This window comes from Acrocarpospora sp. B8E8 (genome assembly GCF_039871605.1).
GTDB lineage: Bacteria > Actinomycetota > Actinomycetes > Streptosporangiales > Streptosporangiaceae > Acrocarpospora > Acrocarpospora macrocephala.
Window position 1 is genome coordinate 148,717 of the sequence record NZ_JBDPLV010000001.1, and the last position, 13,157, is coordinate 161,873.

Genomic DNA, 13,157 nt, shown 5'->3' on the forward strand with positions numbered 1-13,157 from the left:
AGAATGTTGTCCAGAAAGAAGTGGTTAGCCGGCGGACTGGTGTCCGCTCTCGCCCTCATCGGCCTGGTCGCCCTCCCGGCCGACGCCGCGACATCCGTCCGCTTGCAGTACAGGACCAGCGCCTCCGGCGCCACCGCCGACCAGGTCGAACCCTGGTTCAACCTGATCAACAACGGCACCACCGCGATCCCGCTGAGCGGCCTCAAGATCCGCTACTACTTCAAGGCCGACTCCGCCTCGCAGCAGTACCGCTTCGCCTGCTCCTGGGCGGTCGTGTCCTGCTCCACGGTCACCGGCACCTTCGGCACCATCTCCCCCGGCACGGCCACCGCCGACCGCTACCTGGAAGTCGGCTTCACCTCCGGCACCCTGGCCACCGGCGCCCAGTCCGGTGACATGCAGCTGCGTTTCTACCGCGCCGACTGGCAGCGCATCACCCAGAGCGACGACTACTCCTTCGGCACCAACACCTCGTACCTCGACTGGACGAAGGTGACGGTCTACCAGAACGGCACCCTGCTCTGGGGCACCGCGCCGACCGGCGGCAACCCATCGCCGTCTCCGTCCCCGTCGCCGTCGCCCTCGCCGAGCGGTCCCCCGCCGGGCGGCTCCGGCGTCGTGTTCGACGACTTCAACTACACCGACGCCAACGACAGCACCATCAGCGCACACAACTGGACCATCCGCACCAACCAGGGCGGCCCCGGCATCCCCGGAGCGACCTGGCCGCAGGGGAACATCTCCTTCCCCGTCGTCTCGGGCACCAACAAGGCGCTCCAGCTCAAGTCGGTCACCGACGGCACCTCGGCCGGCACCCAGCAGTCCGAAGTGCTGCACCAGCGCAAGTTCCTGGAGGGCACCTACGCGGCCCGCGTGAAGTTCTCCGACGCCCCGATCAGCGGCCCCGACGGCGACCACATCGTGCAGACCTTCTTCACGATCACACCGCTCAACCAGGACCTCGACCCCAATTACAGCGAGCAGGATTTCGAGTATCTGCCCAACGGCGGCTGGGGCGAGCCCGCCAACATCATGTACGCCACCTCCTGGGAGACCTACCGCAACGAACCCTGGCTGGCGGTCAACGTGCACACCGAGAACCGCATCAGCTACGACGGTTGGCACGACCTGGTCCTCCAGGTCTCCGGCGGCCAGATCAAGTACTACATCGACGGCGCGCTCTTCGCGACGCACGGTGACATCTACTACCCCGAGACGGTCCAGTCGGTGAACTTCAACCTGTGGTTCATCAGCGGCGGCCTGCTCGGCAGCTCGACCCCCCGCACGTACGTCCAGCAGGTCGACTGGTTCTACCACTCCAAGAACGAAGTCGTCGCGCCCACCGAGGTCCTCAACCGGGTCAACTCCTACCGGTCCGCCTCGACGCGCTGGGTGGACACCGTGCCCAGCGTCTGATCATCCGGCACGGCTCGCGCGTATTCGGGGCGCGCGAGCCGTCCTATTCCGCCACATTCTTAAGCGCCTCCCGCCGCGAGAGCCCGCTGATGCCGTGGTTGTTCACGTAACGCACGACCTCCCGCGGATCAGTCTTGGCGTATTCGCGCAACGCCCAGCCGATGGCCTTCCTGGCGAAGAACTCCGTATCCGACAGGCTCGGCTCGATGCACGCGTAGAGCAGCCCCAGGTCGGTCCGGTCCTTGAAGGTGTTCTGGCACAGGATCGAGGTGCGGCGCTTCCACAGATCGGGATCCCGCGCCCACTCCAGCATGGTGACCTTCATCGTGTCCGGGAACAGCCGCAGCAGCGTCCCGATGCGATGCACGGCCAGCTCGTCCACCAGATCCCACCAGGCCCCGGTGACGATCATCTCCTCGTACATCGGCAGCGTGTACAGCGTCTGCCAGTCGCGGTAGAGCCGCGACCCGGTCAGCTCGATCGCCGCATACCGCTCCTCGCGATACTCGGCCTCCCGCCACAACGTCAGCACGGCCTTGCGCCACTCCGGCGCCGAATCCAGCCGGTGCCCGGCGAACACCTTCTTCAGCGCGGTACGGCGCGGCCCCGACTGCACCCCGAGAAACGGCAGTTCCGACTTCATGTACGCGCGCATCGCGGGCGCCTTGACCGGGTCGGCGACCTCGGCCAGCGCCCCCCGCACGGCCTCGATGATGCTCATGCCTGCTGGCTGGTCCGGTCCCCGGTCGCGAGCCCGTCGAACAGGACCTTGACGTAGTGCTCGGCCAGCCCGGCCGTGTTGAGCCGCCCGCCGGGGCGGAACCAGCGCACGGCCACCCAGATGGTGTCGCGGATCATCCGGTAGGTCAGCTTGGGGTCGACGTCGCCGCGGACCTGCCCGACGGCCTGGCCGCGCTTGATCTGCTCGATCCACATGCGCTCGACCTCGTCCTCGGCCTTCACCAGGTAGTCGAAGCGGTTGTCGGGAAGCGAGCGCAGGTAGCTCCAGTCGTTCTGCATGACGGTGATCGCGGCGCGGTGCAGTTCGAGGGTGCCGAACCCGATCCTGACCATCTCCGACAGGACCGCGCGCGGATCGCCGTCCGAGTGCAGGGCGGCCCGGTAGCGGGCGATGAGGTCTTCGAGGAACGTGCGCAGCACCTCGTCGACGATCGCCTCCTTGGAGTCGAAGTGGTGGTAGAGACTCCCGGACAGGATGCCCGCCTCCTCGGCGATCTGCCGGACGGTGGTCGCCTGGAAGCCCTTGCGCGCGAAGAGCTCCGCGGCGAGTTTCACCAGGTGGTCCCGGCGCTCGGAAACGGCGCCGGCCATGCTGGTGCCCCGCCTGCCCCCGGTCTGACGCTTGACCGTGGTCGTGCTCTTTCGCTGATTCACGTGCTCCATTATGAGCCTTTCGAACAATGGCCTGTTCGCGTAACCTGCGGTGAGTCGCCTGCTCACCCCATGTTCCACCTGCGACCAAGCGCTTGTTGCATAACGGAACAAGGTTCTGCGCTCAGGCGGGCCTGAAGGAGTCGCGGGCCTCCGGGGCGGCGTGTTTGATCATGAGATGGCGGACCACGGAGTACTCCTGGACGGCCTCCTGGCTCATGTCCTTGCCGAAGCCGCTGCCCTTGACGCCGCCGTGCGGAGCCTCGGAGGCGATGGGCAGGTGATCGTTGACCCACGTGACGCCGACGTCGAGCTGGTGGGCGACGCGCAGAGCGCGGGCGACGTCCGCCGACCAGATGGAGGAGGCCAGGCCGTAGGGAGTGTCGTTGGCCAGGCGGACGGCCTCCTCCTCGGAGTCGAAGGGCAGCGCCACCAGGACCGGGCCGAAGATCTCGCCCTGCACGATCTCGCTGGACTGGTCGGCGTCGGCGATCAGGGTGGGCGGGTAGTAGAAGCCGGGGGCGTCGATGGGCTTGCCGCCGAGGAGCACGCGGCCGGAGGCGCGGGTGACGAAGCCGTTGACCCGGTCGCGGTGGGCGGCCGAGATGAGCGGGCCGATGTCGGTCTCGTCGGACCAGGGATCGCCGGGCCTGACCTGTTCCATGGCGGCGTGCAGGGCCTCCAGCGCCTCGTCGTAGCGGGATCTGGCGATGTAGACGCGGGTGGCGGCGGTGCAGTCTTGGCCGGTGTTGTACGTGGCGCCCATGGTGACGCCGAAGGCCATGTCCGCCAGCGAGGCGTCGTCGAAGACGAGGGCTGGGGCTTTGCCGCCCAGTTCGAGGTGGACCCGCTTGAGGCCGTCCACGGCGCCGCGCATGACGGCACGGCCGGTGGCGGTGGAGCCGGTGACGCCGACCATGTCCACGCCGGGGTCGGTGACCAGGGCCTGGCCGATGCCGGCGCCGCCGGTGACGACCTGGAGCAGGCCTTCGGGGGCGCCCGCTTCGGCCATCAGGGCGGCGAGGCGAAGCGTGCTGCGCGGGGTCGCGGGGGCCGGTTTGATGACGACGGCGTTGCCGGCCGCGATGGCGGGGCCGATCTTCCAGACGGCCATGATGAACGGGAAGTTCCAGGGGGCGATCGAGCCGATCACGCCGATGGGGCGGCGGATGAGGGCGGAGGTGTAGCCGGAGCTGAGCACGCCCGCGCCGGTGCCGTCCAGGGAGCGGGCCGCGCCGGCGAAGAAACGCAGGTTGTCGATGGCGAAGGGGAGCTCGCCGTCCCGGAAGACGGCGGCGGGTTTGCCGGTCTCCTCGACCTCCAGGCGGGTCAGCTCCTCGGCGTCGGCTTCCACCAGGTCGGCCAGGCGCAGCAGGAGCCGGGCCCGGTCGGCGGGGGTGGTGTCCCGCCAGTGCGTGAAGGCGTCCCGCCCGGCCCGTACGGCCGCGGCGACGTCGGTGGGAGTGCTGTCAGGGACCTCGTCGACGGGTTCTCCGGTGGCGGGGTTGATGAGGATGGTCATCGGGTGGTTCCTTACCTATTTCAACTGTCAAAGCCGATGCCGAAGTGGTCCAGGGCGCGCAGCCAGGGCCCTCGGCGGCCCTCGTTGGCGTCCGCGCGGGCCAGCGCGCGGCGGGTGAACTCGACCACCGGCCAGCGCAGGGGCTCCGGCGGGAACGGCACGGGGTGCCGCCGGACCATGCGCAGACCCGTTCTGGGGGTGTCCCTGCGGGCGAGCAGGTCCAGGCCGACCAATGCCCCGAATCGGGACGCGCCGACGCCGAGACCGGTGTAACCCAGCGCGTACGCCACCCGCCCGCCCATCGCGGTCCCGAAGAAGGGCGTGAAACGGCTGGTGGAGTCGATCATGCCGCCCCAGCGATGGGTGAAGCGCAGACCCCGCAACTGGGGAAATGTCGTGAAAAAGTGCCGGGCGAGCAGCTGGTGGGACGTGGGGCGCTGCTCGTTTCCGGTGCCGCGGAAGTTGTAGACGGCGTCGTACCCGCCCCAGAGGATGCGCTGGTCCCGGGTGAGCCGGTAGTAGTGGAACTGGTTGCCCACGTCGGTGATGCCCTGTGCGTCCGGCCAGTTCAGCGAGGCGCGCTGGCCGGCGTCCAGCGGTTCGGTGACGAGCACGTAGTCCCAGACGGGCAGCACGAAGTTACGCAACCGCCGCAGCGGGGCGGGGAACGCGTTGGTGGCCAGCAGCACCTGGCGGGCCGTCACGACGCCCCGGCCGGTGGCCACCCGGACGGCCGATCCGGATCGCTCCAGCCCGGTGACCGGCGTGTTCTCATAAATCCGGATACCCAGATCGCCCGCGACCCGCAGCATCCCCCACGCCAGCCGGGCCGGATCGACCAGCCCGCCGTTCCCCCGGATCCGCAGCCCCGCCAGATACGTCGGCGAGTTCACGTCGGCGCGCATCTCCTCGGGGCCGAGGAAGGTGACGTCCTCGCCGTACTCGCGGTGCAGTTTCTCGGCGCGGCGGAGATCGTCGACATGGTGCGGCGCGACGGCCACGCTGGTCTTGCCGACCAGGCGGAGGTCGGCGTCGATGGCGTGTTGCTCGACGAACGCCGCGATCTGCGCCAGGTTCTCCCGGCCGAGGGCCAGCAGCAGCGCTATCTCCCCAGGCCAGCGATGCACGCCATGCGCCAGCCCGTGCGTCAGCGAGTCGGAGATGAAGCCGCCGTTCCGCCCGCTCGCCCCGAATCCCACCGTGTGCGCGTCGACCAGCACGACATCGCACCCGGGGTTCTCCCGCTTGGCGAGCACCGCGGCCCACAATCCCGTAAAACCCGCGCCCACGACGAGCAAATCCGCAGTAGTACGCCGGTCCAAAGGTGGGTATGCCGGAAGAGTTTGGCCATCCGTCCAGTAGACCCGGGGAGCCGCATCCTTGAGCACCGCGTCTCCCTTCGTGCCATGTTTGTTGAATCGTGATTCAAATACCCATCGAGTTCCTACGTCAAGACCTGCGAGACTAGTTGTGAGATCGTTCAGACGGGGACGGGTGTCATGACTCAGCGCAAGAGCAAGGCAGATCGGCGGATCGAGCTGATCGACGCGGCGCGGCGCGCGATGATCCAGCACGGCGCGGAGGGCGTTCATCTGAACCAGATCGCGGAGGAGGCGGGCCTGACCTCGGGCGCCGTCCTCTACCACTATCCCGACCTGCGCGACCTGCTCATCGAGGCGCATCACGCGGGCATGGAGCGCTTCTACGAGCAGCGGATCAAGAAGATCAGCGGCATCGCCGACCCGGCCCAGAAGCTCATGGTCACGATCCGCTCCGGTCTCCCCCAGGGCCCCGACGACGCGGGCGTGCGCCTGCTCTGCGAACTCGGCGGCGCCGCCGGCCGCAACCGGGTGTACGGCACGCTGCTGACCACCCTCTACGACCGCCAGGTCTCCATGTACCAGACCATCCTGGAGGTCGGCGCCGCCCAGCACGCCTTCACCCTCGCCCAGGACTCCGAGACCATCGGCCGCAACCTGGTCGCCCTCGAAGACGCGTACGGCTACCGCATCGTGGCCAGGCACCACACGATCGGCGCGGACGAAGCCGCGGAGCTCATCCTCGACTACGCCCGCCTGGCCACCGGCCACCCGCTCAAGGCGAGCATCCCGCACCGCACCACGGCGACCCGCAGGCCATCCGTGCCCCGCACCCAAAGCGCCTGACCGCTACGCGGGCACGAGCACGGCGTCGTCCGGGTTCCAGAACAGCCCGACCGTCGCGCCCGGAGCGATCCGGGCCGACCCCTGCGTGGCCACCAGCACCTTCCGGTCATGCCCTGGCACGTCCACCGCGATGTGCGAGATACCGCCGAAGAAGCTCACGTCGACCACGGTTCCGTCGGCGGCGCCGCGTCCGGGGTCGCCGAGCCGGACCCGCTCGGGGCGCACGGCCAGGACCGCGATCCCGTTGGGCAGGTCGGTCTTGCAGGGCAGCGGGCCGAGGCCGGGGACTTCGAAGCCGCCGGCGGTGACCGTACCGGTGAAGAGGTTGTTGGCGCCGATGAAATCGGCGACGAACCGGGTGCGCGGCCGGTCGTAGAGGGCGATGGGGGCGTCGATCTGCTCGATCAGGCCGTTGTCCATGACGGCGATACGGTCGGCGAGGGACATCGCCTCCTCCTGGTCGTGGGTGACGACCACGAAGGTGATGCCGACCTCGTGCTGCAGCCGCTTGAGCTCCAGCTGCATCTCCGCGCGGACCTTCTTGTCCAGCGCGGACAGCGGCTCGTCCAGCAGCAGCATGCGGGGGCGCTTGACGATGGCCCTGGCCAGCGCGACCCGCTGCTGCTGGCCGCCGGACAGCTGCGCGGGCCGCCGCCCGGCCATCGTGTCCAGGCCGACCTTCTCCAGCACCTCGCCGACCCTGGTCTTGATCTCGCCCCGGGGCAGGCCTTCGCGCTCCAGGCCGTACGCGACGTTCTTGGCGACGCTCATGTGCGGGAACAGCGCGTAGGACTGGAACATCAGGTTGACCGGCCGCCGGTGCGGCGGCTGGCGCAGCAGGTCGGCGCCGTCGAGGCGGACGTTGCCGCGGTCCGGCCACTCGAAGCCGGCCAGGATGCGCAGCAGCGTGGTCTTGCCACACCCTGACGGCCCGAGCAGGGCGAAGAACTCCCCCGCCCGGATGTCGAGCGTGACATCGGAAAGAGCAACGACGTCCCCGAACTTCCGGGACACTCCCTCGATGGAAAGCAGCGTCATTTGAACGACTCCGTCAGTCGGGTCATCCGCTGGACGGCGATCACGGCGGTGAAGCTGACCACCAGCAGGATCGTCGCCAGGGCGTTGATGTCGGGGGTCACGCCGAAGCGGATCATGGAGTAGATCACGATCGGCAGCGTCGGTTCGGTCGGCTCGGCGGTGAAGAACGCGAGCACGAACTCGTCGAGGGAGAAGGTGAACGCCAGCAGCGCGCCGGCGGCCACGCCCGGCATCAGGCCGGGGAGCGTGATCCGCAGGAACGTGGGGATCGGGCCGGCGCCCAGGTCGCGGGAGGCCTCTTCGAGGGACATGTCCATCGAGGCCAGGCGGACCCGGACAACGACGGCGACCAGCGGGATGCCGAACGTCAGGTGGGCCAGCAGGATCGACTGCAGGCCAAGGGTGAATTGCACGGTGGAGTAGAAGATGAGCAGCCCGACCGCGAGCATGAGTTCCGGCAGGATGGCCGGGAGGGTGGCCAGCGCGTCCAGGATCCTGGACCGGGTGTAGCGGGCCAGGCCGACGGCGAGCATGGTGCCGACGACCGTGGCGATCACCGTCGTGCCCACCGCGACGATCAGCGTGTTGACCAGGCCGCGCAGCACGTTGTCGTTCTCGGCCAGCGCGCCGTACCACTTCAGGCTGAAGCCGTCGAAGCCGAACGGCGAGTCGCTGGAGTTGAACGACATCACCACCATGACCACGATCGGCGCGTAGAAGAACACGTACGTCAGCCAGAGCGGCACGTAAACGCCCAGGTTCCGCCTACGCATTGCGCACCCTCCTGGAGGCCACGGCCTGGGCGATGAGCAGCACGAACGTGAAAACAATCATGACCAGGGCCAGGGTCGCGCCGAACGGCCAGTCGCGGGCCTTGAGGAACTGGTCCCTGATCATGTTGCCCACCATGATCGCCTTTCCGCCGCCGAGCAGTTCCGGCACCACGTAGTTGCCGAAGCTGGGCACGAACACCAGCACCGCCCCGATCAGCGCACTGGGCAGCGTCAGCGGCAGCGTCACGCTGAGGAACGTGCGGAACGGGCTCGCGCCCAGGTTGGCGGACGCCTCACGCAGCCGGGGGTCGAGCTTCTCCACGGCCGAGTAGATCGGCAGAATCATGAGCGAAAGGTAGCCGTAGACGAGGCCGAGCACGATCGTGCCCTCGTTGTAGAGGAGCTCCAGCGGCTCGTCGACGAGACCGAGCCCGGTGAGCGCGTCGTTGATCAGGCCCGGCCCGGACAGCAGCACGATCCAGGCGTAGACGCGGATCAGGAAGTTCGTCCAGAACGGCAGCATGATCGCCAGCAGGGCGATGGTCTTCCAGCGCGGCGGCAGTTGCGCGATCGCGTAGGCGGTCGGGTAGCCGATCAGCAGCGCGATCAGGGTGACCAGGCCGGCGATGACCAGGGAGTCGCCGATCACGCCCAGGTAGAGGGGGTCGTTGAGGCGGGCGAAGTTCTCCAGGGTGAACTCGTAGACGACCCCGCCGAAGCGTCCTCGCGGGAAGAACATGTAGGTCAGCATCAAGATCATGGGCACGATGGCCAGCACGATCAGGGCGGTCAGTCCGGGTGCCAGGAAGAACACCGCCGCGGCGGCTCTTCCCCAGCCAGGCGGCCTCCGGGAAGTCTCCGAAGCCTTCGTGAGATTTCCGGACAAGCGGCGCTCCCTTCCTGATGATTCGCGAGTGTTGCAGGAGAACTCAACTTAGACAAGACTTTGCTGAGCACGGTGAGCTTTACATTTGTGTTTCTTGTTGAAGCGACGTTCAGGAGTAGGCGTGGACACTCCACGGTGGCGGCTGTCGGCGACGGCCACCCTGATCCCGGGGCGCCCGATCGAACCGGGCCTCTCGGAGACGCTCCTGCGCACCCTGCTGGATCCACCGGATCCTTTCGTCGTACGGAGCATGCGTCCCCTTCCGCCCATCCCGGCCGGGGAACGGGTGATTCCGGCCGATCAGACAAACCACTCGGTGATCGTAGGTGAAACCGTAGTGGTTAAGTGGTTTGCGAGGCCTTCTGAGGATTCGCCCGCGCCTGAGTTGTTCGCGCATCTGGCGGAGGTGGGGTTCCGGGCGATCGCGGAGCCGTACGCGGCGGTGTTCTGCGGGGATGAGCTGCTGGCGCTGGTGACGGCGTACCTGCCCGAGGCCAGGGATGGCTGGGAGTGGTGCGTGGATGAGGCCGTTTCTGGGGGTACGGCTTTCGCGGGCGAACTGGGGCGGATGGCGGCGGAGTTGCATGTGGCGCTGGCGACGCCGTCGAGTGTGTGGCCGGATCCTGTGCGGGTGGCGGAGGCGTCGTGGGCTGGGCGGGCGTTCGAGGCGCTGGGTGAGGCGCTTCGGGTGACCGAGGATGCGGAGGATTCGGCGTGGCTGGCCGCGCATGAGGGGGATCTCCGGCGTGAGCTCGCGCCGCTCGTGGTGGCTGGGGAGACGCCGGTGGTGCGTATTCATGGGGATCTGCATGTGGGGCAGGTGCTGCGATGGCGGGATGGGTTGGCGATCGTGGATTTCGATGGGAATCCGACGGTTTCGGGGGCTTTGCCGTACCAGCCGGTGGCTCGGGATCTCGCCCAGCTGACCACCAGCCTTGAGCATGTGGCCCAGGTGGCCGTGAAGCGGCGCGGAGCTGATCCCCAGGCGATGGCCGCGTGGTCCTGGATGACCCGCGAAGCCCTCGAAACCGCCTATGTCACGAAATTGGCGGAGGCCGGGCAGTCAGAGCTCCTGGATCGCTCACTCCTGCGTCCCTTCGAGGTCGAACAGGAATGCCGCGAACTCCTCTACGCCGCCAACCACCTCCCCCGCTGGCGCTACGCCCCCATGGGCGTCCTCCGAACATGGTTCTAGACCTCCACCGCCCAAATGCCAGACCAAGAACCCCACGAGCCCGACGTGCCCGAAGACGCCCAAGTGAACGGCCCACCCCGCCGGACCCAGGCATCCTTCCCGACGGACCCGGCCGAATGGCGGGCCCAGCGGATCTGGCCGAACTCGAGCCTCCTTGGCGCCGGTGCGGCGAGGACCAGCGCGAAGTTGATCGGCGCCGGATAACGGCGAGCAACCCACTATCGAAAGGCTCTTGATGGACGCTGCCTTGTTTCTGGCGGATTTGGAAGCGAAGCCTGAGGCGCTGTTCGCGCTTGCCGATGCGTGGGATGGGGGTGATCTCCTGGGTGGGGTGCCGTTGGATGTGCGGCGGGTTGTCTTCTTGGGGATGGGGAGTTCCCGATACGCGGCGGGGGTGGCGGCGCTGCGGTTGCGGGTGGCGGGGATTGACGCGGTGGCGGAGTATGCCTCGGCGGCTGGGGGGTATCCGGCTGATGGGTCGACGTTGGTTGTGGCGATTTCGGCGTCTGGGGGGAGCCGGGAGACGCTGGATGCGGTGGCGCGTTATCGGGGGCGGTCGCGGGTGGTCGCGGTGACCAACCAGGTTGGATCGGCGGTCGCCGAGGGCGCGGATGTGGTGGTGCCGATGCTGGCCGGGGCGGAGAACGGCGGCGTCGCTTGCCGGACATTTCAGCACACGCTGGTTTTGCTGCTGGGGCTCGTTGATCGACTGACGGGGACAGGTGGCGATATTTCGGGACTTGTGCGGCGGGTGGCGGAGGCTAGTGCTGATTTGCTCGATCGGCGGGGAGCGTGGCTGGATCAGGCGATCTCGCTGCTGGACGGGCCGCATGGCGTGTACACGATCGCGCCCGCCGAGCGATTGTCCTCCGCGCAGCAGTCGGCGCTGATGTTCCGGGAAGGCCCACGGCGTCAGGCCGACGCCTGCGAGACCGGAGACTGGTCGCACGTGGACGTCTACCTCACCAAGACCTACGACTACCGCGCCCTGTTCTTCCCCGGCTCTCGCTACGACGACCAGGCGATGGAGTGGATTCGCCAGCGCGGATCGACGGTCCTGACCGTGGGCGGCGAGCTCCCCGGACAGAAGGCGTCGATCCGCTACCGCCACGACGACGACCCCGACGTGGCCCTGCTCGCCGAAACCCTGATCGCCGAACTGATCGCCGCGTCATTCTGGCAAAGATCTCCAGTTGGATAGCATTGCTGTCTAATCCGCAGGTACCCTCTTCGGTATGCGGATCTCCCAGCTCAGCGCCGAATCCGGGGTACCCATCCCGACCATCAAGTACTACCTGCGCGAAGGCCTCCTCCCCCAGGGCGAGCAAACCTCCGCCACCCGCGCCGAATACGGCCAGACCCACCTGCGCCGTCTGCGCCTGATCCGCGCCCTCCTGGAGGTCGGCCGCCTCCCCGTCGCCGCCATCCGCAAAGTGATCGACGCCGTCGACGACGAGACCCTCGGCGTGCACAAGATGCTCGGCACCGCCCACTACGCCCTCAGCCCCGGCGTCGAACCCCACGAGGAAACCCCCGACTGGCAGGAAGCCCGCGAGATGGTCGACCAGCTCATCGCCGCCTACGACTGGCAGATCGAACCCAATGCCCCCGCCCGCGAAGAACTAGCCCAAACCATCGTCGCCCTCCGCCGCCTCGGCTCCGAACCCACCCTCGCCGACCTCACTCCGTACGCCACCGCCGCCCAAACCCTGGTCCAGACCCACGAAATCCACCAGATCCCCTTCGACGCCCCCCGCGAGACCACCGTGGAGGCCCTCATCATCGGCACCGTGATGTACGGCCGAGTCCTGGACACCATCCGCCGCCTCGCCCACGAATCCGAATCCGCCAGAATCCTCACGACCTAAAGCCACCACGCCGGCGCGTATATATCGCCTATATCGCTCTAAGATTGGCTTCCGTCCAGGGGTCGAGGAGCATGACGTTGAGCGAATCGGACGAGGTGCCACCGGGGCTCAACCCCGCTGTTCCCAGCGTCGCGCGGATGTACGACTACTGGCTCGGCGGCAAGGACAACTTCAGCGCGGACCGCGAGGCAGCCGAGGAGGTCATCCGGCTGGTCCCGGGCGTACGCGAACTCGCTCGCGAGAACCGGGCATTCCTGCGCCGCGCCGTGGAACACCTGACCAAGACCGGCGTACGCCAGTTCATCGACATCGGCGCCGGCCTGCCCACCCGGGAGAACACCCACGAGGTGGCCCAGCGCCTCGCCCCCGACGCCAAGGTCGTCTACGTCGACAATGACCCCGTCGTCTTGGCCCACGCCCGAGCCCTCCTGGCCGACAGCCCGCGGACCATCGCCATCGAAGGCGACCTCCGCGAGCCCAAATCCATCTTCGACCACCCCGAGCTGCTCGCTCACCTCGACCCCGAGCTCCCGACAGCCGCCCTGATGCTCTCCGTCCTGCACTTCATCACCGCCGACCGCGACGCCCTCGCGGTGGTCGCCCAGGTGCGCGACTCCCTCCCCGCCGGCAGCCACATCGTGATCACCCACATCTACGCCGGTGACATGCCCCCCGCCGAGCGCGCCGCGGGCCGCGCCATCTACACCCGCACCTCCACCGGCCCCGCCGCCGACCGCTCCCTCACCTGCCTCACCAACTTCTTCACCGGCACCACCCTCCTCGACCCCGGCCTCGTCCCCGTCCACGACTGGCGCCCAGACCACCCCGTTCCCCCACGAATGGACACCGGCAAGCCGTATGTCCTGGGAGGCGTCGGCACGATCACCCGCTGAGGAGCTCCT

General features: G+C 68.1%; 13 protein-coding genes. 6 read left to right on the forward strand and 7 right to left on the reverse strand.

What is annotated here, in order from left to right; translation table 11 throughout:
* Nucleotides 1-3 precede the first annotated feature (3 nt).
* On the forward strand, nt 4-1,416 hold the full coding sequence (locus tag ABGB08_RS00645; RefSeq protein WP_347584440.1) for a cellulose binding domain-containing protein: 1,413 nt from the start codon (nt 4-6) through the stop codon (nt 1,414-1,416).
* Between the two features lie 43 nt (nt 1,417-1,459).
* On the opposite strand, the gene ABGB08_RS00650 is transcribed toward ABGB08_RS00645, so the two are convergent.
* The 4 genes from ABGB08_RS00650 to ABGB08_RS00665 form a co-directional block, all read right to left on the reverse strand.
* A complete protein-coding gene (locus tag ABGB08_RS00650) occupies nt 1,460-2,137 on the reverse strand; it encodes a DNA alkylation repair protein (protein ID WP_347584442.1) in 678 nt (225 codons plus the stop codon).
* Entirely contained in the window at nt 2,134-2,748 is a 615-nt protein-coding gene (locus ABGB08_RS00655) for a TetR/AcrR family transcriptional regulator (protein WP_246268705.1), read from the reverse strand. The genes ABGB08_RS00650 and ABGB08_RS00655 overlap by 4 nt, the downstream gene beginning before the upstream one ends.
* A gap of 184 nt (nt 2,749-2,932) precedes the next feature.
* Entirely contained in the window at nt 2,933-4,330 is a 1,398-nt protein-coding gene (locus ABGB08_RS00660) for an aminobutyraldehyde dehydrogenase (RefSeq protein WP_347584444.1), read from the reverse strand.
* A gap of 20 nt (nt 4,331-4,350) precedes the next feature.
* Entirely contained in the window at nt 4,351-5,718 is a 1,368-nt protein-coding gene (locus tag ABGB08_RS00665; RefSeq protein ID WP_347584446.1) for an FAD-dependent oxidoreductase, read from the reverse strand.
* Between the two features lie 111 nt (nt 5,719-5,829).
* Here ABGB08_RS00665 and ABGB08_RS00670 point away from each other — a divergent pair, with 111 nt between their 5' ends.
* Nucleotides 5,830-6,495 carry a TetR/AcrR family transcriptional regulator gene (locus ABGB08_RS00670; protein WP_155357004.1) on the forward strand — a complete coding sequence of 222 codons (666 nt, stop codon included), beginning with the start codon at nt 5,830-5,832 and terminating at the stop codon, nt 6,493-6,495.
* Between the two features lie 3 nt (nt 6,496-6,498).
* On the opposite strand, the gene ABGB08_RS00675 is transcribed toward ABGB08_RS00670, so the two are convergent.
* From ABGB08_RS00675 to ABGB08_RS00685, 3 genes are read right to left on the reverse strand one after another with little or no spacing between them, the layout of a single operon-like run.
* Nucleotides 6,499-7,533: an ABC transporter ATP-binding protein gene (locus tag ABGB08_RS00675; protein WP_347584449.1), complete on the reverse strand. Its 1,035-nt coding sequence runs from the start codon at nt 7,531-7,533 to the stop codon at nt 6,499-6,501.
* On the reverse strand, nt 7,530-8,306 hold the full coding sequence (locus ABGB08_RS00680; protein WP_347584451.1) for an ABC transporter permease: 777 nt from the start codon (nt 8,304-8,306) through the stop codon (nt 7,530-7,532). Before ABGB08_RS00680 ends, ABGB08_RS00675 begins: the two co-directional genes overlap by 4 nt.
* A complete protein-coding gene (locus ABGB08_RS00685; RefSeq protein ID WP_347584453.1) occupies nt 8,299-9,192 on the reverse strand; it encodes an ABC transporter permease in 894 nt (297 codons plus the stop codon). Before ABGB08_RS00685 ends, ABGB08_RS00680 begins: the two co-directional genes overlap by 8 nt.
* A gap of 121 nt (nt 9,193-9,313) precedes the next feature.
* Between ABGB08_RS00685 and ABGB08_RS00690 the strand changes: the two genes are divergently transcribed.
* The 4 genes from ABGB08_RS00690 (at nt 9,314) to ABGB08_RS00705 (ending at nt 13,148) form a co-directional block, all read left to right on the forward strand.
* Nucleotides 9,314-10,387: a hypothetical protein gene (locus tag ABGB08_RS00690; RefSeq protein WP_347584455.1), complete on the forward strand. Its 1,074-nt coding sequence runs from the start codon at nt 9,314-9,316 to the stop codon at nt 10,385-10,387.
* Nucleotides 10,388-10,622: 235 nt separating this feature from the next.
* Nucleotides 10,623-11,588, forward strand: coding sequence for an SIS domain-containing protein (locus ABGB08_RS00695; RefSeq protein ID WP_347584457.1), 966 nt, complete (start codon nt 10,623-10,625; stop codon nt 11,586-11,588).
* 34 nt (nt 11,589-11,622) lie between these two features.
* Nucleotides 11,623-12,255, forward strand: a complete 633-nt coding sequence (locus tag ABGB08_RS00700) for a MerR family transcriptional regulator (RefSeq protein ID WP_347584459.1) — start codon at nt 11,623-11,625, stop codon at nt 12,253-12,255.
* Nucleotides 12,256-12,332: 77 nt separating this feature from the next.
* On the forward strand, nt 12,333-13,148 hold the full coding sequence (locus ABGB08_RS00705; protein ID WP_347584461.1) for an SAM-dependent methyltransferase: 816 nt from the start codon (nt 12,333-12,335) through the stop codon (nt 13,146-13,148).
* Nucleotides 13,149-13,157: the final 9 nt, after the last annotated feature.

What these genes read in the sequence shown, in the direction of transcription:
- ABGB08_RS00645 (WP_347584440.1), top strand. Translation starts at nt 4, where the DNA reads ATGTTGTCCAGAAAGAAGTGGTTAGCCGGCGGACTGGTGTCCGCTCTC.
- ABGB08_RS00680 (WP_347584451.1), bottom strand. Translation starts at nt 8,306, where the DNA reads ATGCGTAGGCGGAACCTGGGCGTTTACGTGCCGCTCTGGCTGACGTAC.
- ABGB08_RS00660 (WP_347584444.1), bottom strand. Translation starts at nt 4,330, where the DNA reads ATGACCATCCTCATCAACCCCGCCACCGGAGAACCCGTCGACGAGGTC.
- ABGB08_RS00655 (WP_246268705.1), bottom strand. Translation starts at nt 2,748, where the DNA reads ATGGCCGGCGCCGTTTCCGAGCGCCGGGACCACCTGGTGAAACTCGCC.
- ABGB08_RS00700 (WP_347584459.1), top strand. Translation starts at nt 11,623, where the DNA reads ATGCGGATCTCCCAGCTCAGCGCCGAATCCGGGGTACCCATCCCGACC.
- ABGB08_RS00675 (WP_347584449.1), bottom strand. Translation starts at nt 7,533, where the DNA reads ATGACGCTGCTTTCCATCGAGGGAGTGTCCCGGAAGTTCGGGGACGTC.
- ABGB08_RS00670 (WP_155357004.1), top strand. Translation starts at nt 5,830, where the DNA reads ATGACTCAGCGCAAGAGCAAGGCAGATCGGCGGATCGAGCTGATCGAC.
- ABGB08_RS00650 (WP_347584442.1), bottom strand. Translation starts at nt 2,137, where the DNA reads ATGAGCATCATCGAGGCCGTGCGGGGGGCGCTGGCCGAGGTCGCCGAC.
- ABGB08_RS00695 (WP_347584457.1), top strand. Translation starts at nt 10,623, where the DNA reads ATGGACGCTGCCTTGTTTCTGGCGGATTTGGAAGCGAAGCCTGAGGCG.